Origin of the sequence: Miniimonas arenae (assembly GCF_006351005.1) — a bacterium.
GTDB classification, from domain to species: domain Bacteria; phylum Actinomycetota; class Actinomycetes; order Actinomycetales; family Beutenbergiaceae; genus Miniimonas; species Miniimonas arenae.
The window spans coordinates 23,914-43,737 of the sequence record NZ_VENP01000027.1 but is presented as its reverse complement, the minus strand read 5'-3'; the positions used below and the strand labels follow the sequence as shown (position 1 = coordinate 43,737).

The window sequence follows — 19,824 nt, the reverse complement described above, 5'->3', positions numbered from 1 at the left end:
GACCGTGGCGCCCGGGGTGGACTCGTACAAGTCGACGGCCTGACGACGGAACTCCTCCGAGTAGTTCTTCCTGGCCATGATTCTCAGATCATCTCGCTTCCCCAGCACCAGGTGCCGGATTCAGCGTGTCCAAGATCCGGGGTCAGGCCCCTGGCCTCCATCGCCGAGTTCTACTCCCTGAACCTCGCCCAAGAGGTCACCAAGGGTCTCGTCCAGAAGGCATCCCTCGGTGGTACCCCGAACAAGGCGCCCATCGGCTACCTCAACATCCGCACCATCGACGCCAAAGGCCACGAGATACGCGACATCGCACTCGACCCGGATCGGGCCGAACTGATCCGATTCGCATTCACCGCCTACGCCAGCGGGAACTGGTCACTCTCCACGCTCGCCCGCGAGCTGGAGACCCGGGGCCTGACCACCCGGCCCACACCGTCGTTCCCAGCAAAGCCCGTCACCACGAAGCTGCTGCACACCATCCTGACCAACCCCTACTACCAGGGCATCGTCACCTACCGCGAGGTCACCTACCCCGGCACCCACGAGCCGCTGGTCACCCCAGAGACATTCGATCGGGTCCGGACGATCCTGCGTCAGAACAACGTGGTCGGTGACAAGCCCCAGAAGTACGACCACTACCTGAAAGGGTCGATCTACTGCAGCTGCGGCAAGCGGCTCATGTACGAACGGCCCCGCAACCACCAGGGCATCGCCTACGACTACTTCACCTGCACCGGACGACGCCTCAAGCGCAACACCTGCCAGCGCAGCGCCATCCTCGTCTACCGCGTCGAGGACCACATCACCCACGCCTACCAGCAGCAAGGCGTCACCGCCGACGAGGCCACCCGAATCAAGAGCGTGCTCGGGCGCGTGTTCGACACTCTCGCTGCCGCGTCCGCCGACGAACGAGCCACCCTGAGCGCGCAGAAGGCCAAGCTCGAAGCCGAACAGGTCAAGCTGCTCCAAGCCCACTACGCCGACGCGATCCCCATCGACCTGCTCAAGACCGAGCAAGACCGCATCCGCGCCAGCCTCCACGCAATCAACAGCCGCCTCGACTCACTCGGCACCCTCTACACCAACGCGAAGATCGGACTCGACGCGATCCTCGACATCCTCACCGACCTAGGAGACCTCTACGCCAAAGCCGAACCCGCCGAACGCCGGATGCTCAACCGGGCACTGTTCACCAAGATCACCATCGATGACGCCGAACACGTCACCCCCGAGCCCGTGCAGACCATCGCCACGATCCTGGCCACCGACACCAGCCCCAACAACGTTCGAACCCTGACCCACGATGAAGCGGGGCAGGGTTCGAACGTAACCGGTTATGTGGAGCATAGGGGATTCGAACCCCTGACCTCTTCCATGCCATGGAAGCGCGCTACCAACTGCGCCAATGCCCCGTGCCTCCGGCCTTGCGACCCTCGGACTGGTGTGCCCCGCAGGGCTCGTCCATCTTACGCGACCGCAACCCGATCGACCAAACCGGCGGAACGGCGCGGCTCAGCAGCCCTCGAGCAGCGGCCCGGACCGCCCCTGAAGCACCTCGAACCACGCCTCACGGCGCGATGTTGTGCGCCTCGAGCCGCCACCGCGGCTCCCGCGGCGACGCCTGGAGCACGCTCCAGTGGCAGTTGCCCAGCCCACGCACCCCCGCCCACTGGTCGGCGTCGAGCCCGAGCAGCGCCGTGATCCCCACGGCGATGCACGCCCCGTGCGCCACCACGAGAAGGGTCTGCTCGCCGTCGAGCGCCTCGGCGTGCTCCTGCACGGCCGCGGCGAACCGGGTGGCCACCGCCCCGCGCGTCTCCGCGCCCACGCCCTCAGGGTGGCCGCCGGCCCGCCAGGCCGCGTTCTCCTCAGGCCAGCGCTCGGCGATCTCGGTGTCGTGCAAGCCCTCCCAGGTGCCGAAGCTGCGCTCGCGCACCCGCTCGTCGGTCACGACGTCGAGCCCCAGGAACTCGGCGGCGGCCTGCGCCGTCGCCACGGCGCGCGACAGGTCCGAGGACACCACCAGCGCGGGGTGGAACTCGGCCACGAGGCGCGCGGCCTGCTTCGCCTGCGCGCGGCCGGTTTCGTTCAGGGGTATGTCCACCTGGCCCTGCAGGCGTCCGGCGACGTTGTAGTCGGTCTGGCCGTGCCGCCAGAGCACGACGCGTCGGGCCGTCACGCCTCCGGACCGGCCGGTGCGGGGTGGCGCACGTCGTCCGGCAAGGTGATCACCGGGCAGTCCCGCCACAGCCGCTCGAGCGCGTAGAACTCGCGGTCCTCGCTGTGCTGGACGTGCGCGATGAGGTCACCGAAGTCGAGTAGCACCCAGCGGTTCTGCCCCACGCCCTCACGACGCAGCGCCTTCACTCCGCGCGCGTGCAGCGCCTCCTCGATGCCGTCCACGATCGCGCCGACCTGACGCTCCGTGGACGCCGAGGCGACAAGGAACGCGTCGGTGAGCACGAGCCGCTCCGAGACGTCGAGCGCGATGATCTCCTCGGCCTTCTTGTCCGCGGCGGCGCGGGCTGCGGCGACGGTGAGCTCGACGGCGGTGGGCGATGCGGTCAAAACGGCTCCGGTCTGTCGGGTCTCGGGGCGAGACGACGGTGGTCGTGCAGTGAGTGGGTCGGGGTCGGTCGGTCAGGCGAGCGGTCAGGTCAGCAGGAGGAACAGCGCCACGCCGAGCCCGACGCCGAGCACCCCCAGCAGCAGGAAGCCCACCGGGGTGGACCACCAGGAGCGTCGGGGCTCGTCGTCGGCGTGCTCCGCGTCAGCCGCCTTCTCCGTGGCCGGGGCGGCGGCGCCGAAGGCCTTCCGGGGCGACGGGGGTGGCGCCAGCGGGGGCGTCGGCACGCTGGCGCCCGCGTCGCTGCGCACGGGCTCCCACACGGGCGGACGGAGCGTCTCGTCCTCGGCGTCGTCCGCGGCGGTGGACTCCGTCGCCTCGGACAGCGACGGCGTCGCCGGAGTCGACGCGGAGGCCGGCGGGATCGAGGGCGGGACGGACGACGGCGCACCGAGCGTCGCGCGCGACGACTCACCTCGCGTAGCGCTCGCCCCGCCCAGGACGGACCGGCGCTGCGGCGCCGCGGACAGCGGCGGAGGCGAGTCCTCGCCGTCGGGCGCCTCCGACTCCGCCGCCTTGGCGGCGTCGACGCCGGCGTTCCCGGTGGTCACGCTGGACTGCCAGTCCAGCGGTCCGGTCACCTCGACCGGGGAGTCCTGGGACCGCGTCGGGCGGACCTCGGACAGCCCGCCGGTCTCGTCCACGCTGCGCACGCCCTGGGCAGAGGCCGGCGGCCGGACGGTCGGGAAGCCGGGGGGCACGCGCTCGCCGCGCCCGGGCACCGCGGTCTGCGCGGGCGGCGGGCGGTCACGCATCGAGCGGCGCGACGGCGTGCTCGGCTCGGCCGGCGCGTCGGGCTTCGTCGCGGCGCCCGCGGCGGACGAGGTCGCGCCGGCGGCGGACCGACCGCCTCCGGAGGCTGAGCCCTTCGAGCCCGACTCGGTGCCGGCACCCGTCGCCTGGCCGGCGAGGTCGGCGATGACCTGCTCGGACGTGCCCGACGCGCGCAGCTCCCGCAGCTCGCGTCGCGTCAGCGTGCGGCTCGCGGGCGGCTCGGTCGCAGGCCCGCTCGAGGCCGAGCTCGCGGAGGACGCGCTCTCGGCCGCGACCGGCTCGACGGGCGCCGTCTCGTCGGACAGCGCAGGCATCAGCTCGGTCCGGTCGGACGCCTCGCCCGCTGCAGGCGCCGCCTGACCGGCCCCGGCGGGGGGCGCAAACGCCGCGGCGCTCGGAGTCGCAGCAGCCGCAGCCGCGCCGGACTCCACCGCCCTGTTCTCGCCCGACCCGTCCCCGGCGGCCGCCTGTGCGGCGCGACGACGACGCCGTCGCTCCCCCGTCGGCTGGGATTCGGTGCTCATGGCTAGCCTCCCTCGTCCACGCGGTAGAGCCGGTGCTTGTTGATGTACTGCACGACGCCGTCGGGCACGAGGTACCAGACCGGCTTGCCGCGCTCGACCCGCTCGCGGCACGCCGTCGACGAGATCGCCATGGCCGGCACCTCGAGCAGGGAGACCTTGTCGACCGGGAGTCCGTGCCCGTCGAGGTCGTGGCCCGGGCGCGTCACGCCGATGAAGTGCGCCGCCTCGAAGAGCTCCTCGGCGTTCTTCCACGTGAGGATCTGGCTCAGAGCGTCGGCGCCCGTGATGAAGAAGAACTCCTCCTCGGGCCGCTCGGCGCGCAGGTCGCGCAGCGTGTCCACGGTGTACGTGGTGCCCTCGCGGTCGATGTCGACCCGGGACACCGTGAAGGTCGGGTTGGACGCCGTCGCGATGACGGTCATGAGGTAGCGGTGCTCGGCGGGTGCGACGCGGCGGTCGGTCTTGAACGGCTGCAGCCCGGTCGGCACGAACACGACCTCGTCGAGGCCGAACTCGGCGGCCGCCTCGCTCGCGGCCACGAGGTGACCGTGGTGCACGGGGTCGAACGTGCCACCCATGATCCCCGTGCGGCGGCGGGCGCGTCGCGCACCGGTGCCGCCGCGGGCGCGGTGCGCGGACGCCTCAGCGGCGACGCGTGCCAACGCTGCGGAACGCGTAGGTCGCGAGGAGGAGGAACAGCAGGACGCCGAGCGCCACTCCGCCGTACAGGTAGGGGCTGTGGTACGCCGACTCGTGGGCCGCCTCGGCCATGATCACCAGCGAGCTCGCCATGCTGTCTCCTTCCGCAGTGCCCTGGGCAGGGCCAGCGCACAGTCTCGCACGTCTGGCCGCACAGTGCCCTGCAGCGCCCCTGCCGTGCCCCTGCCGTGCCCCGGCCGTGCCCCGGCCGTGCCTGTGACGCGCCCGCCGCCTGTCGACCAGACGAGGCGAGACGAGCCGACGGGACCTTCGTCCCGCGTGGGCGGCGCCGACGCGGACGAGACTGGTCGAGCGGCCGAACAGCCGCGAAGCGCCGTCGGCGGCCTCGGTCGTCGACGGAGGTAGAGGCCCGCTAGCGCCGGAGCGGCCTCCCGCGGAAGTCCCGCCACCGATCGTGGCGGGGCTTCCGGCTTCCAGGCGATCGCCTCAGACGAGCTCGGGCAGCGAGAGCGCCGCACCACCGACCCGCGCCTCGGCCACCACCGGGTCAGCGGGCGCCAGCAGGCCACGCTCGCGCAGCTCGGGGGCGAGCGATCCGGCGATCGCCAGCACATCGGTCGGCAGCGAGCCGGGCAGCACCACGAAGCCGTCGGCCGCGTCCGCCTCGACCCACTCCTGAAGCACGTCCGCGACCCCGCGGCCCGTCCCGGCCACCGTGAGCGGCTCGGGCCCCTCGACGGTGCCCAGGTCGCGCAGCAGGTCGGCGCGGAACAGCGCGCTCGCGGCGTCGTTGGAGATCACGGTGACGGCGTCGACCACGACGCGCACGTCGTCGGGGTTGCGACCCGCCTGCTCGGCCGCCGTGCGGATCGCAAGCCGGCGACGGCGCGCCTCGGCCACGTCCGTGACGCGCAGGCGCACCACGTCGGACCACCGACCGGCCACGACGGCGGTCGCCGGGTCGGTCGGCGCGGTCACCAGGAGCGGCGCGCGGCCGCCCGTGCGGGCCTCGGGCGTGAGCGACCACACGCGACGCACCTCGGCGTGCACGCCGCCCGACGTCGTCGACGTCGGCAGCTGCCAGCCGGCGCGTCCGCCCGATCGGGCGTGGATGCCGGCGATCGCGCGGGCGAGCCTCATCGGGTCGAGGAAACCGGCCGGCAGGGCCGAGACCACGCGCGGCCCGCCGTCGAGCAGGCCCGCCGCGGCGAGGCGGGAGGCGATCACGGCCGGGTCGAGCCAGGCGTCGTTGCGGGGGGCGTCGTCAAGCCGGAAGGACTCGCCGAACGTGACAAGCTCGGCGCCGGCGTCGCGCGACAGCGCCACGTAGTCGGCGACGTCACCGAGCGAGACGCGCTGGCCGGTCCCGGCCGAGCTGCGGCGGTGCAGGGGCGCCTTGGCGCCCGTGGTGGTGAGGTCGACGCCGAGGAGCAGGCGGCCGGTGAAGGCGGGGCTGGAGCTGTCGGCGGGGGTGGGGAGGTTCTGGACAGACATGAGTGGTCCTCTTCTGCACGAGCAGGGTGATGTGTGGCCGACCGGGGCCGTAGGAGGCGAGGTCGGGCGCCCGCGAGCAACGCGAGCCGGGGCACGACGGCGGGAGGCTGGCTCTGGTGGGCCAGCAGCTGGTGGGAGAAGATCCCGTTCCGGCCGCCGTCAGCGCATACACATGCACGCGCAGGGCGTGCCACACATCATCGAGGAGGAGGCGGGAAGCAGCGGAGAGGGGCTCTGCACTCGCGTGACCATCGTGTTCATTCCTCGTTCTTCCGCGGGAGCGGACGAGCGCTTGCCCTGGGCAGGTAGCCAGGACCTGGTCGTCACCCGGGGCACCCCACCGCAGGAGGAGGGTTGCCGACCAGCGAGCCGGGGCTTGTCGCTGATACTCGAGACCGTGTCCCCAAAGTAGGCCGGAGAGGTTGTCGTGTCAACTCATCACGAGGGTGAGCAAGGCCATCACCCCGACGGCGGTGTCCACATCGTGGAACCCGTCACGTCCGCTCGCCGCGAGCGCCCGGATCGTCCTAGCGTCGACAGCGTGACCCTCGACCTGCCCCGAACCGAGGACCGTGCGTCCGTGAGCGCTGACGTCTCCCCCGCCGCGTCCGGCTCCGTGACGCCGCGCACCTTCAAGGACCTCTTCCGCCGGCACCCCGCGGGGGTCGCGGTGGTGACTCTCGCGGGGCCCGACGGCGACCCCGTCGGCTTCACCGCGACGTCGGTGATCTCGGTGTCCGCCGATCCGGCCGTGCTCGCGTTCTCCATCACGGAGGTGTCCTCGTCGTGGCCGGCGCTGCGCGAGGCGAGCTCCGCCGTCGTGCACTTCCTCTCCCACGACCACGCGCAGCTCTCGACGCGCTTCGCGACCCCCGGGATCGACCGCTTCGCTGGCGTCCCGCTGACGTGGCTGCCCACGGGCGAGCCGCGGCTCGCCGATGTCAACGCGTGGGCACGTATCGCGATCGACGAGCGCGTCCGCGCGGGCAGCAGCTACCTCGTGGTCGCCAGCGTGCTCGAGCTCGCCGACGATCTCTCGCCCGACGGCGAGCCCAGCGCCCCGCGGCTGGTGTACGTCGACCGGACCTACCACGGCACGGGGCCGCACTCCCAGGTCGGCTGAGGGTCGCTGAGCCTCGCCTCAGCGACGCCGCGCGACGACGACGAGGTCGTCGCGGTGCACCACCTCGCGGTCGTGCCCGTGGCCGAACCGCTCCCGCAGCTGCTCCGACGTGCGGCCGAGCCGCTCGGGCAGCTCCTCGCTCGAGTACGCGACGAGGCCGCGCGCGACCACGACACCTGTGAGCGACACGAGCTCGACGGGGTCGCCCGCCTCGAACGCCCCCTCCACGCCCACGACGCCCGCCGCGAGCAGCGACCGCTTGCCGTGCGTGATGGCGCGCACCGCGCCGTCGTCGAGCACGAGCCGGCCACGCGTGTGCGCGGCGTGCGCGAGCCAGAGCCGGCGGGTCCGCGGACGCGACGCCGTCGCGCGGAACCACGTGCCGACGTCGGCGCCGGTGAGCGCGTCGGCGATCCGGGCGGCGCCGGCCACGAGGGTCGGGATCCCGGCTCCGGTCGCGGTCTGCGCGGCCGTCACCTTGGTGGTCATGCCGCCCGTGCCCACCCCGCTGCCGCGCTGGGTGACGACGACGCCGTCGAGGTCGGCCGCCGAGGCCACGACGGCGATCCGCCGCGACGTCGGCAGGCTGGGGTGGCCGTCGTAGAGCGCGTCGACGTCGGTGAGCAGGACGAGCGCGTCGGCCTGCACCACGTGCGCGACGAGCGCGGCGAGGCGGTCGTTGTCGCCGAACCGGATCTCGTCCGTGGCCACGGCGTCGTTCTCGTTGATGATCGGCACGACGCCGAGCGCGAGCAGGCGCTCCAGCGCCCGTTGGGCGTTCTTGTACTGGCCGCGGCGCACGACGTCGTCCGCGGTGAGCAGCACCTGTGCGACCGTGAGGCCGTGCGCCGCGAAGGCGCGCGTGTAGTGCGCCATGAGCAGGCCCTGGCCGACGCTCGCAGCGGCCTGCTGGGTGGCGAGGTCACGCGGCCGGGCCGGCAGGCCGAGCGGGGTGATGCCGGCCGCGATCGCACCGGAGGACACGAGGACCACCTGCGTGCCGGCCGTGCGCCGGGCGGCGAGCGCGTCGGCGACGGCGGTCACCGCCTCCGGATCGAGCGCACCCCCGCCTTGGGTCAGAGAGGACGAGCCGATCTTGACCACGACGCGCCGGGCCTGCAGGAGCGACGAGCGGTCGGCACCTTCTGGCTCGGTGGCTCCGTCGGGCTCGGTGGCTCCGTCGGGCTCGGTGACCGCGACGGCCTTCGTCGGCGAGCTCACGCGTCGTCCGCGTCGGTCCACACCCCGCGGTCGGCCTCGTCCGCGAGCTGCTCGCGCGCGGCGGTCTTGGCGTCCATCCGCGAGGTGTACTGCTCGCGCCGCTCGCGCGTGTTGCGCCGGCCGGACTCCTCCAGCCGGATGTCGGTGCCGCGCGGCGCGAGGAGCTCCGCGCCCGCGCTGAGCGTGGGCTCCCAGTCGAAGATGACCCCGCCGACGAGCGCGCCGATCACCACGGTGTCGCCCGGCAGCGCACCGGCCTTGGCGAGCTGGTCCTCCACGCCGAGGCGCGCGAGCCGGTCGGCCAGGTAGCCGACGGCCTCGTCGTTGGCGAAGTCCGTCTGACGCACCCACCGCTCCGGCTTGTCGCCGCGCACCTGGTACGCCTCGCCGTCGGGCGTGTTCACCTTGGTGACCGTGAAGAGCGCGTCACCGTGCGCGCGTGGGCGCACCACGACGGGCGCGGGCGCGGGCGGCGGCTCGGCGGCGCGAGCCTGCGCGACGAGCTCGGCGAGCGCGAACGTGAGCGGGCGCAGCCCCTCGTGCGAGGCGCTGGAGACCTCGAAGACCCGCAGGCCGCGGGCCTCGAGCTCGGGCTTGACGAAGTCGGCGAGCTCCTTGGCCTCGGGCACGTCGACCTTGTGCAGCACGACGAGCTGCGGGCGCTCGAGGATCGGCACGCGGCCGCCGGCGATGTCGAGGTCGGGCGCGTAGGCGGCGAGCTCGGCGGAGATCACGTCGAGGTCGGTGATCGGGTCGCGACGCGGCTCGAGCGTGGCGCAGTCCAGCACGTGCACGATGACGGCGCAGCGCTCGATGTGGCGCAGGAACTCCAGGCCAAGGCCCTTGCCCTCGCTGGCGCCCGCGATGAGCCCGGGCACGTCGGCGACGGTGAAGCGCTCGGACCCGGCCTGGACGACGCCGAGGTTGGGCACGAGCGTGGTGAAGGGATAGTCGGCGATCTTGGGCCGCGCGGCGCTCATGGCGGCGATGAGCGAGGACTTCCCGGCGCTCGGGAAGCCCACCAGCGCGACGTCGGCGACGGACTTGAGCTCGAGGACGACCTCGACCTCCTCGCCGGGCTCGCCCAGCAGCGCGAAGCCGGGGGCCTTGCGGCGGGGGGAGGCGAGGGCGGCGTTGCCGAGGCCGCCGCGGCCGCCGTGCGCGATGACGTAGCGGGCACCGGCGCCGACGAGGTCGGCCAGCACGGTGCCGTCCTGGGCCCGCACCACGGTGCCGTCGGGGACGCCGAGAACGACGTCGTCGCCGTTCGCGCCGTGCCGCATGTCGCCGCGCCCCTGACCGCCGGACTGCGCGCTGCGGTGCGGACGGTGGTGGTAGTCCAGCAGCGTGGTGACCTGGGGGTCGACCTCGAGCACGACGTCGCCCCCGTCTCCGCCGTTGGCGCCGTCGGGGCCGCCGAGCGGCTTGAACTTCTCCCGGTGCACGGAGGCGCAGCCGTGCCCACCGTCACCGCCTGCGACGTGCAGGACGACCCGGTCGACGAACGAGACCACGACTACTCCTCAGGGTGGTGCGGGGCGGGTTGTGCGGGGTGGTGCGGGGTGGGTGGTGCGGGACGATGCAGGGCAGGAAATGCGCGAGGGGCGTACCGCGGCGCGGTACGCCCCTCGCGGAGCTGCATCGAAGCGATCGGTCAGGCGACGACGTCGATCACCCGGCGACCACGCCGGGTCCCGAACTGCACCGCACCCGCCTGGAGTGCGAACAGCGTGTCGTCGCCGCCGCGCCCCACACCCTCACCGGGGTGGAAGTGCGTGCCGCGCTGACGGACGATGATCTCGCCGGCCTTGACGACCTGGCCGCCGTAGCGCTTGACGCCGAGACGCTGAGCGTTGGAGTCGCGGCCGTTCCGCGAGGAGCTGGCGCCCTTCTTGTGTGCCATGACGCACACCCCTTTCTTCTGGGAGCCGTGCGGCTCAGGCGATCGCGGTGACCTTGAGGCGCGTCAACTTCTGACGGTGCCCCTGGCGCTTGCGGTAGCCGGTCTTGTTCTTGAACTTCAGGATGGTGATCTTCGGGCCCTTCTCGTCCCGAACGATCTCGGCCGAGACCTTCACCTTGGCGAGGTCCTTCGCCGCCGAGGTGACCTTCTCGCCGTCGACGAGGAGGAGGGGGGTCAGCTCGATCTTGTCACCGACGTCGCCGGACACCCGGTCCACGACGACGATGTCACCGACGGCCACCTTCTCCTGACGGCCACCCGCCTTGACGATCGCGTACACCACGTTGCATCTCTCCTCATCGGAACTGCTGCGCATCACCGCGGCGCGTGGGCCGGACCATGAGGTCCTGGACGCGCGGCACCGGTGGCTGCAGCAGCTAGGGCTTTTCGGCGCACACTGGACGTGCTCGCGCCGACGGTCCAGGTTACGCGGCCAGGCCGAGCGGGTCAAATGCGCAGCGGCCCGCGCGCGAGTGCCGTGCGGCACGCCGCAGGGCCGCCGGGGCCCGCGGGTAAGGTGCCCCCGATGACCGCTCCGACGCACCCGACAGTACCCGGACCGTTCGGCGCCGGCCCGAGCGGCGCCGCGCCGCCGGGTTCGGCGTCGGGCTCGGCGCCCGGCGCCTCTGCCGTCGGCACCCGGTTCGCCTCGCGCATCGCGCTGACGCCGGTGCTGGGCCCGGCGGGCGTCCCCCGGATCGCGACCGGCGAGCAGGCCATGCTCGCCCGGCTGTTCGCGGCCGGCAAGGACCCGCTGACGGCCGCGGCCAACGAGCTCCGCTCGGCCCAGCTGGCCTGCGAGGACGCCGCCGCGGCCGTCGAGGCCGAGGACCGCGACCTGCACGAGGCGTTCGCGTACGCGCGCAAGCAGCTCGACCTCGCCTCGCGGATGACGTCGGAGACGCGGGTGGAGGACCTGCCCTCGTTCGCGCGGCTGCCGTGGCGCCCGGGCGCGCTCGGTGCGGGGGCACCAGGCGCCGGGGGTGGCCAGGGTGCCGCGCTCGACCTCGACGCCGTGCTCCAGGAGGTCCCCCGGCTCGCCGACCCCGTGGCCACCTCGCGCGAGGAGCTGTACGGCCTGCGCGGCACGCTGCGCTCGGCGCTCGCCGCGCTCTCGGAGGACGTCCGCCGGCTCGCCGCGACGTCGCGGCGGGGCGTCGGCGCCGCCGCGGTGCTCCCGGCGCTGGCCCTGCTCACGACGTCGGCGTCCCGGATCGAGCGCATCGCCGACGTCGTGGTGTCCCACCGCTGGACCGACGACCGACCCAGCACGCCACAGCTGCCCGGCGTCGGCGGCGACGTCGAGCTGTACGCGAGCGGTCGGGCGGCGCCCTACCGCCGCGCGAGCGTAGCCGCCCGGGTGCGGTTCACGCCGGGTCGCGTGGAGGTCACGACGGCGGCCGGCCGGGTCTCGATCGGCCAGAGCGAGCCGATCGGCGGTCTGCTCTGGGTCGCCCCCGCCGCGCGCTCCGCGCTCGCCGAGGCGCTCGCGCCGGACGAGCGGTGGGCCGGCGTGCCCGAGCTCGACGAGCTGGGGACCGTGCACGTGCTCGACGCGGCCGGCCGCTCCCTGGCGAGCTTCGCCGTCGCCGACTGGGCGAGCCAGCCCACGACCGTGGTGGACCAGGCGCTCGTCGACTCGACCCTGGGCGACGTGCCGCTCGGCGCCGCGCGCGGCGTGCTCGCGCTCGAGGCGGTCGGGGTGACGCGCGGCGCGACGACGATCGGCGTCCCGCTGCGCCGCGGCGTGGCGCACCCGCCCGACGCCGACTCCTCCGCCGGCATGCTCCGGCCCGCACCGCACCGGCCGCCGTACCGCGGCCGCGAGGCGAGCGTGGGTCGGGCGGCGCTGCGGCGCGGCTGGCGCGGGCGCTGGTGGAACCGCGATCTCGGTCCCGGGTTCACCTGGTCCTGGCCGCTGCGCGCGCTCGCGCCGTGGCTCGTGCTCGCGGCGCCCTTCGTGGTGTGGCCCGGCGGCGGACGCGGCTGGTTCCAGGTCCTCGTCCTGCTGCTCACGCTCGCGGCCCTGGTCGAGCCCTACGTCGCGTGGCTCGCGGTCTGGGCTCGCGACCTCGCCGTGCGAGCGCCCGCGACCGCGCGCTACCGAGCGGGCAAGGGGCCGTTCGCGCCTCACCTCGAGCTGCGCGGGCCCGACCTCGTCCTCACGAGCCGGTCCGGCCACGTCACGCGGGTACCCGGTCCGAGCGACGGCGACCTCGGCGTGGTGCGGCTCGTCCGGCTTCGCTCCTCGGGCACGTGGGGGTTCGCCCTCGCCGACTCGCGCTGGCGCTGGCGCGCCGTGCTGCCCGCGCACGAGTGGACGCCGAACGGCCGGTACGACGCGCTCGAGGAGTTCGCGCGCGCCGCCGGGCTCGGGTTGGCAGACCAGGACGTCGACCCGCTCCCCCGCCTCGACCAGGAGACGGTCGCCCCGGGGCGAGCCGCCGCGACGCGGGCGTTCGGTCCCCACGTGCGCGGTCTGCTGATCCTCGGGTTCTTCGCGGCCCCCGCGGCGCTGGTGCTGCTGCTCGTGCCGGCCAAGCCCGCGCGGCCGCTCTGGCTCTCGCTGGCGGAGCTCCTGCTGACCTTCGGCGGGGCCGGCGTGCTGGCGCTGCTCGCCCGGTGGCGCCTGCGGCGCGGGGTCGTCGGGTAGCTCCTCCTACACCTGCGCGAGCGGAACCATGCCGGGACAGCGGGCCCCGACGACGAAGCGCGCGTGCCGACCCTCGCGGGACGGCACGCGCGCTTCTGCGCTTCTGCGTGGTGCGGCTGACTACTCGGTGCGCTCGGCCTCGTCGGGCTGCACGGCCGGCTCGACCTGGTTCGGCTCGCTGATGTCGTCCGGGGCGTCGCTCTCCGCGCCCCCCGGTCGGTCGAGGACCTCCGGAGCCGACTGGTCCGTGGACTCCGGCTGCTCAGCCGGCTCGTCCGTGGACACCGGCTGCTCGGCGACGTCGCTGGACTCCCCCTCGGCGTCGGGCTCGCCGACGACCTCAGCAGCGTCCTCGACCGTCTCCGGCACGACGGCGTCCTGCGGCTCAGCGGCCCCGGACTCGGCGTCCTGCGGCTCAGCGGCCCCGGGCTCGGCGGCCTCCTCGGCGCGGGCGGCCTCGGTCGCCTCGACCGTGGCCACGACGGACTCGACGACCTGCTCGAGCGGCAGCTCGATGACGACCTCGGCGATGACCTCGCCGTCGACGAACGCGCGCTCGCCGTCGCCGGCGCTCGCCCCGGTGGTCTCGACGTCGGACGCGGACTGCGGCTCGCCGTCGGGCGCGGTGTCGGACACGACCGCGATCGTCGACGCACCGGCCTCGGCGTGCGGCTCCTCGGCGGCCTGGTGCGCGTGCTGCGCGGCGGCCGCGATCTGCGCGAGCGTGGCCTTGACCGCCTCGCGCGCGGCCGAGTCCACCGGCGCGGCGGCGGCGGGCGTCCCGGTGGACGCGCCGCGCCCCGACCGGCCGGAGCCGCTCGCGTTCGCGCTGTTGCCGCCGTTCGGGCCGCCGCTGCCGCTGCGACGGCGACCCACGCGCGGGGTCTCCTCCTCCGGCTCGGGCGCGATGTCGTGCGCGTGCGGCTCGGAGGACACGATGAACCCGCGCCCCCGGCAGTGCTCGCACGTCGTCGAGAACGCCTCGACGAGTCCCTGGCCGACCCGCTTGCGCGTCATCTGGACCAGCCCGAGCGAGGTCACCTCGGCGACCTGGTGCCGCGTGCGGTCCCGGCCGAGGCACTCGATGAGGCGGCGCAGCACGAGGTCGCGGTTGGACTCGAGCACCATGTCGATGAAGTCGATGACGACGATGCCGCCGATGTCGCGCAGGCGGAGCTGCCGGACGATCTCCTCGGCGGCCTCGAGGTTGTTGCGCGTCACCGTCTCCTCGAGCGTGCCGCCCGAGCCGGTGAACTTGCCGGTGTTGACGTCGACGACGGTCATCGCCTCGGTGCGGTCGATCACGAGCGAGCCGCCCGAGGGCAGCCAGACCTTGCGGTCCATGCCCTTCGCGAGCTGCTCGTCGATCCGCTTGCTCGCGAACACGTCCTCGGGACCGGTCCAGTGGTGCAGGCGCTCCACGAGGTCCGGCGCGACCGAGCCGACGTACTCCGAGATCGTGCTCCACGCGCCGTCGCCGGACACGGTGAGGGAGGAGAAGTCCTCGTTGAAGACGTCGCGCACGACGCGCAGGGAGAGCTCGGGCTCGCCCTTGAGCAGCGCCGGCGCCGAGGTCTTCTTGCCGGTGGACTTGGCCTCGATCTCCTTCCACTGCGCGCTCAGTCGCTCGACGTCGCGGCGCAGCTCCTCCTCGCTCGCACCCTCGGCCGCGGTGCGCACGATGACGCCCTGGCCCTCGGGGACGATCTCGCCGAGCAGCTTCTTGAGGCGGGCACGCTCGGTGTCGGGGAGCTTGCGGGAGATGCCGGTCATCGCACCGCTCGGCACGAGCACGAGGTAGCGACCGGCGAGCGTGATCTGCGACGTCAGCCGCGCACCCTTGTGCCCGATCGGGTCCTTCGTGACCTGCACGACGATCTGGTCGCCGGACTTCAGCGCCTGCTCGATGCGGCGCGGCTGCCCCTCGAGGCCCGAGGCCTCCCAGTTCACCTCGCCGGCGTAGAGCACGGCGTTGCGACCGCGGCCGAGGTCGACGAACGCGGCCTCCATCGACGGCAGCACGTTCTGCACGCGGCCGAGATAGACGTTGCCGACCATCGTGGTCTGCTGGGCACGGGCGACGTAGTGCTCGACGAGCACACCGTCCTCGAGCACCGCGATCTGCGTCATGCCGGCACGCTCGCGCACCACCATGGCGCGCTCGACCGACTCGCGGCGCGCGAGGAACTCGGCCTCGGTGATCACCTGGCGGCGACGCCCGAAGTCCCGACCCTCGCGACGGCGCAGGCGCTTGGCCTCCAGCCGGGTCGACCCCTTGAGGGCCGTCACCTCGTCGCGCGCGGCGCGGGCACGTCCGCTGTCGCTCGTGTCGGGCTCGGTGCGCCGGCTGCTGCTGCCGCGACGGCGGCGACGACGCCGGGAGCTGCCCCCGGCGGAGTCGTCCTCGCCGTCGGCCCCGCCGTCGCTCGCGCTGGACGCGGCGTCCTCGGGATCGTCCTCGGCGCGGTCGGTGTCGCCGTCGGCGTCGGTGGAGTCCGCGTCGTCCTCGCCGTCGGCGTCGCCGCCGGACTCCCCCGTACGACGGCGGCCGCGGCCTCCGCGACGACGGCGACGGCGGGGCGTGCCGGCCTCGCCGGAGTCGTCCGTGCCCTCACCCGCCTCGTCCTGCTCACCGGGCTCGACGTCGTCCGTCGCGTCGGGAGCGTCCGTCGGCTCGGTCGTGGCGTCCGTCGGCTCGGTCGCCTCGACGACCTCGACCACCGGCTCCTCGGTCTCGTCCCGGGTGGCGGCGCCCCGGCCGCGACCACGGCGCGAGCCGCGGCTGCGTGCGGGCTTGGGCTCGGCGTCGTCCGCCGTGTCGTCGCTCGCGGCGGACTCGGGCCCCTCGGCGGAACCGGCGCCCGACGGCTCGGTCGTCTCCCCCTCGGCGCCCGCCTTGCGGCGGCGACGACGCGGGGTCGACGCGGGCGGCTGGAACAGCAGGGCCGAGGCGGCCAGGCGGGGCTGGGACTCGTCGTCGGGGGTGCTCCCCGTGGCCTCGTCCGACGCGGGTGCGTTCGACTCGGGCGCGCTCGGCGCGGCGGTCGCGGTGTCGCGCTTGGTCTTGCGCGCTCGGTTCGTCTTCTCGGCGGTCTTCTCGGCGGCCGGCTCGTCCGCGGGTGCTGCGTCGGCGCCGGACTCGGCGGGACGGGCGGTGCCGAGGCCGAACGCGGCGAACACGTCGATCTGCTGTTCGGGGGCGCGGACCGGGTGGACCGGCGCGGCGGAGAAGGTGAGGGCGTGGCCCGCGGGGTGCTCGCCGTCGAGCTCGTCCTCCTCGGGCTCGGCGTCGCTCTCGGGCTCGGCGTCGCTCTCGGGCTCGGCGTCCGCCGAGGGCGTCTCGACCGGCTCGTCGGTGGCGGGCGCGACCGGCTCGACAGGAGCGGCAGCCTCCGGCGCGGCGGGGCTGGGCGCCTGCTGCTCGGTGTCGGCGGGCGCTGCGGCCTCGGCGGGGGTGTCGGCCGGCACGGCCGTGGGCGTCGTGACACCGCGGGTGGCGCGGCGGGGGGCGCGGCGCCGGGTGGGCGCGGGCGCCGCTGCGCCGTCGTTCTGCTGGGTCTGCTCGTAGGACTCGTCTGCCATGGTGGCTCCGTGCCCGGGTGCGCCCGTCACACCACCGCGGGCGCCCGCGGGCTCTCTCGTCGGTGGCGGCCAGGCCGACACCGGAAGTCAGGGATACCCCGACAGGGGGGCCGACGCCCGCTTCACGGCCGGGTCCGCCGCACGACGCCGACGTGGCGGTGCGAGGTGGACGAGGGGCCGGAGCTGTCGTCGGACCGGCGGGGGGTGTGGCCCCGCCGACCTCCAGCAGTATCGCACAGGGCCCGCGAAAAGCACCTGAGGTGTCCATCGGTCATCCATCGGTGGTCCATCGGTGGTCCCCCGGCGAGTCACGCGGGGCCGTGCGACACGCCGGCCGAGAGTCGCGACGCCCGGCGCCGTACCGGGCCCTGAACCGGCCCCTGAACCGGCCTGGGACGAGACCCGCACCACAGCCCGGGCGAGGGTCGACGGCACGCACGGAACACGCCATCGGGCCCTAGGACCTTGGTCCTTCTTGACGCGGCGTCACGACACTAGGTTGACGACGACGGGGCACCCCTTCGGCTGTCGGCGGGGTCGGCTACCGTCACCTCGTTCGACGGCATGACAGGACCGGGAGAACCCCATGGAAGCGCTCGACCTGGCCCGGTGGCAGTTCGGGATCACCACCGTCTACCACTTCATCTTCGTGCCCCTCACGATCGGGCTGTCGACCCTCGTGGCGATCATGCAGACGATCTGGTACGTCAAGCGCACCGAGAACTGGCTGCGGATCACGAAGTTCTTCGGCAAGCTCCTGCTCGTCAACTTCGCGATCGGCGTCGTGACCGGCATCGTGCAGGAGTTCCAGTTCGGGATGAACTGGAGCGAGTACTCCCGGTTCGTCGGCGACGTCTTCGGCGCCCCGCTCGCTATGGAGGCGCTCGCCGCCTTCTTCGTGGAGTCCACCTTCCTCGGCCTGTGGATCTTCGGCTGGGAGCGGCTGTCCAAGCGCGTCCACCTGCTCTGCATCTGGGCCGTGGCCTTCTCCACCACGCTCTCGGCCTACTTCATCCTCGCCGCCAACTCGTTCATGCAGCACCCCGTGGGCGCCGTGTGGAACGAGGAACTCGGCCGCGCGCAGCTCACCGACATCGGTGCCGTGCTGACCAACCCGACCACGATCGCGACCTTCCCGCACGTGATCGTGGCCGCCTGGCTCGTCGCCGGCACGTTCGTCGCAGGGATCGCGGGCTGGTGGATCGTCCGCTCGGTCAAGAAGGGCGACGAGGCCACCGCGCGCTCCGTCTACCGCCCCGCCGCCTACGTCGGCCTCGTGGCGATCCTCGTCGCCGGCGTCGGGCTGCTCGTCACCGGTGACCACCAGGCCAAGATCATGTACGAGCAGCAGCCGGGGAAGATGTCCGCGGCCGAGGCGCACTGCGAGACCGCGGAGAGCGTGCCGTTCTCGATCCTCACGATCGGCAACCTCAACGACCCGAACAGTTGCGGTGACACCACCGCGATCCTTTCGATCCCGGGCCTGACGTCGTTCCTCGCCACGGGGAACTGGAGCGGTCCGGAGAGCAGCGTCCCGGGCACGGAGAACGTCCAGGCGGACTTCGCCGAGCGGTTCGGCGACACCTACGGCGACGACATGGTGTACATCCCGAACCTCATGATCACGTACTGGGCGTTCCGCCTCATGATCGGCCCGGCGATCTTCTCCGCCGCGCTCGCGCTGTGGGGCCTGTGGACCCTGCGGGGCGGCCGGCTCACCGACAACGTGTGGTTCTCCCGGCTCTGCCTCGTCGCGCTGCCGATGCCGTTCCTCGCGAACTCCTTCGGCTGGATCTTCACCGAGATGGGCCGTCAGCCGTGGGTGGTGGTGCCCAACATCGGCGCCGACGGCGTGATCGAGATCAAGATGGCCACGGCCGACGGCGTCTCGACCGTCGTGGGCGGCGGCACCGTCCTGTTCTCGCTGCTCGCGTTCACGCTGGTCTACGGCGCGCTCGCCGTCGTGTGGTTCAAGCTCCTGCGCAAGGACGTCCGCGCCGGCGCGCCCGTGGTGAGCTCGCCGGACTCCCCCGACACCTCGCGCGACCGGGACGACGACCAGCACACGCCCGACGGCGAGCACGAGTCCTCGAGGACCCCTCAGCTCGACTTCGCCTACTGACCGGCGCGCCCGCGCAGATCTCATCCCACCCGCACGCCGCGACCGACAAGGAACCTGACCGTGGACCTGCCAACACTCTGGTTCATCCTCATCGCCGTTCTGTGGATCGGCTACCTCGTCCTCGAGGGCTTCGACTTCGGCGTGGGCATGCTCATGCGACCCCTGGCGAAGGACAACACCGACCGGCGCCTGGCGATCAACACGATCGGGCCGGTCTGGGACGGCAACGAGGTCTGGCTGCTCACGGCCGGCGGTGCGACGTTCGCCGCGTTCCCGCACTGGTACGCGACGCTGTTCTCGGGCTTCTACCTCCCGCTCCTGCTCATCCTGCTCGCGCTCATCCTGCGCGGCGTCTCGTTCGAGTACCGGCACAAGGTCGACAGCGACCGGTGGCGCAACGGCTGGGACTGGTGCATCGCGATCGGCTCCTGGGTTCCCGCGATCCTCTGGGGCGTCGCGTTCGCCAACATCGTGCGGGGCGTCCAGATCGACGCCGACATGCAGTACGTCGGCGGATTCTGGGCGCTGCTCAACCCGTTCGCGCTGCTCGGCGGAGTGGTGACGCTCGGTCTGTTCCTCACCCACGGCGCGGTGTTCCTCGCGCTGAAGACCTCGGGCGAGTACCAGGAGCGCGCGATGGCCCTGGCCCAGCGGCTCGCGCTGCCCTCGGCCGCCGTCGCCGCCGTGTGGGTCATCTGGGCGCAGCTCGCCTACTCCCGCAACGCCTGGACCTGGGCGCCGCTCGTCGTCGCCGCGCTCGCGCTCGTCGGTGTCGTGCTCGCGACCCGGGCACGGCGCGAGGGCTGGGCGTTCACGCTCAACGCGGTCGCCATCGCGATGGCGGTCGTGTTCATCTTCGGCGCGATCTTTCCCAACGTCATGCCCGCCACGGACCCGGCGAACTCGCTCACGATCGACAACGCGAGCTCCTCGGACTACACGCTGACGATCATGACGTGGGTCGCCGTCGTGCTCGTGCCCGTCGTGCTGCTCTACCAGGGCTGGTCGTTCAAGGTGTTCTCCCGCCGCCTGCACCGCGACCAGATCCCGCCGCAGCCGTCCGAGCTCGTGAACCACTGACG

15 protein-coding genes, 1 tRNA gene, 1 pseudogene and 1 riboswitch are annotated in these 19,824 nt (G+C 73.3%); of the genes and pseudogenes, 5 read left to right on the top strand and 12 right to left on the bottom strand.

Features of this window, described 5'->3' with window-relative positions; all coding sequences use genetic code 11:
• Positions 1–111 precede the first annotated feature (111 nt).
• Positions 112–588: pseudogene (locus FH969_RS16145) on the top strand (recombinase family protein); the annotation flags it as partial.
• Between the two features lie 751 nt (positions 589–1,339).
• Here the strand turns inward: FH969_RS16145 and FH969_RS08535 are convergent.
• The 7 genes from FH969_RS08535 to FH969_RS08510 form a co-directional block, all read right to left on the bottom strand.
• Positions 1,340–1,412 (bottom strand) — tRNA-Ala (locus FH969_RS08535).
• A 155-nt stretch (positions 1,413–1,567) separates the two neighbouring features.
• Positions 1,568–2,179 carry a histidine phosphatase family protein gene (locus tag FH969_RS08530; protein ID WP_139986938.1) on the bottom strand — a complete coding sequence of 204 codons (612 nt, stop codon included), beginning with the start codon at positions 2,177–2,179 and terminating at the stop codon, positions 1,568–1,570.
• Complete coding sequence (gene rsfS / locus FH969_RS08525) at positions 2,176–2,568, bottom strand: ribosome silencing factor (protein ID WP_108717771.1); 393 nt, start codon at positions 2,566–2,568, stop codon at positions 2,176–2,178. The genes FH969_RS08530 and rsfS overlap by 4 nt, the downstream gene beginning before the upstream one ends.
• Before the next feature lie 84 nt (positions 2,569–2,652).
• Complete coding sequence (locus tag FH969_RS08520; protein WP_139986936.1) at positions 2,653–3,924, bottom strand: hypothetical protein; 1,272 nt, start codon at positions 3,922–3,924, stop codon at positions 2,653–2,655.
• A gap of 2 nt (positions 3,925–3,926) precedes the next feature.
• A complete protein-coding gene (gene nadD / locus FH969_RS08515) occupies positions 3,927–4,586 on the bottom strand; it encodes a nicotinate-nucleotide adenylyltransferase (protein WP_108717773.1) in 660 nt (219 codons plus the stop codon).
• Entirely contained in the window at positions 4,567–4,716 is a 150-nt protein-coding gene (locus FH969_RS15245; protein ID WP_180359726.1) for a hypothetical protein, read from the bottom strand. Before FH969_RS15245 ends, nadD begins: the two co-directional genes overlap by 20 nt.
• Positions 4,717–5,070: 354 nt before the next feature.
• On the bottom strand, positions 5,071–6,078 hold the full coding sequence (locus FH969_RS08510) for an LLM class oxidoreductase (protein WP_139986935.1): 1,008 nt from the start codon (positions 6,076–6,078) through the stop codon (positions 5,071–5,073).
• A gap of 283 nt (positions 6,079–6,361) precedes the next feature.
• A riboswitch (SAM riboswitch) is annotated at positions 6,362–6,475 on the bottom strand.
• 183 nt (positions 6,476–6,658) lie between these two features.
• On the opposite strand from FH969_RS08510, the gene FH969_RS08505 reads away from it, so the two are divergent.
• Entirely contained in the window at positions 6,659–7,201 is a 543-nt protein-coding gene (locus FH969_RS08505; RefSeq protein WP_139986933.1) for a flavin reductase family protein, read from the top strand.
• Between the two features lie 18 nt (positions 7,202–7,219).
• On the opposite strand, the gene proB is transcribed toward FH969_RS08505, so the two are convergent.
• From proB to rplU, 4 genes are all read right to left on the bottom strand, one after another.
• Complete coding sequence (gene proB, locus FH969_RS08500) at positions 7,220–8,422, bottom strand: glutamate 5-kinase (RefSeq protein ID WP_108719938.1); 1,203 nt, start codon at positions 8,420–8,422, stop codon at positions 7,220–7,222.
• On the bottom strand, positions 8,419–9,936 hold the full coding sequence (obgE, locus tag FH969_RS08495) for a GTPase ObgE (RefSeq protein WP_139986931.1): 1,518 nt from the start codon (positions 9,934–9,936) through the stop codon (positions 8,419–8,421). Before obgE ends, proB begins: the two co-directional genes overlap by 4 nt.
• A 140-nt stretch (positions 9,937–10,076) precedes the next feature.
• Positions 10,077–10,325, bottom strand: a complete 249-nt coding sequence (rpmA, locus tag FH969_RS08490; protein WP_108717776.1) for a 50S ribosomal protein L27 — start codon at positions 10,323–10,325, stop codon at positions 10,077–10,079.
• 34 nt (positions 10,326–10,359) lie between these two features.
• The gene (gene rplU / locus FH969_RS08485; protein WP_108717777.1) at positions 10,360–10,701 is read right to left on the bottom strand and encodes a 50S ribosomal protein L21; all 342 of its coding nucleotides are present in this window, start codon (positions 10,699–10,701) and stop codon (positions 10,360–10,362) included.
• Between the two features lie 210 nt (positions 10,702–10,911).
• Between rplU and FH969_RS08480 the strand changes: the two genes are divergently transcribed.
• Complete coding sequence (locus FH969_RS08480; RefSeq protein ID WP_139986929.1) at positions 10,912–13,038, top strand: hypothetical protein; 2,127 nt, start codon at positions 10,912–10,914, stop codon at positions 13,036–13,038.
• 120 nt (positions 13,039–13,158) lie between these two features.
• Here FH969_RS08480 and FH969_RS08475 read toward each other — a convergent pair whose 3' ends face one another.
• Positions 13,159–16,620: an Rne/Rng family ribonuclease gene (locus tag FH969_RS08475; protein ID WP_218975293.1), complete on the bottom strand. Its 3,462-nt coding sequence runs from the start codon at positions 16,618–16,620 to the stop codon at positions 13,159–13,161.
• Between the two features lie 586 nt (positions 16,621–17,206).
• Here FH969_RS08475 and FH969_RS08470 point away from each other — a divergent pair.
• Positions 17,207–18,742, top strand: coding sequence for a cytochrome ubiquinol oxidase subunit I (locus FH969_RS08470; RefSeq protein ID WP_108717780.1), 1,536 nt, complete (start codon positions 17,207–17,209; stop codon positions 18,740–18,742).
• Between the two features lie 60 nt (positions 18,743–18,802).
• Positions 18,803–19,822, top strand: coding sequence for a cytochrome d ubiquinol oxidase subunit II (gene cydB / locus FH969_RS08465; RefSeq protein ID WP_108717781.1), 1,020 nt, complete (start codon positions 18,803–18,805; stop codon positions 19,820–19,822).
• The last annotated feature ends 2 nt before the right edge of the window (positions 19,823–19,824 follow it).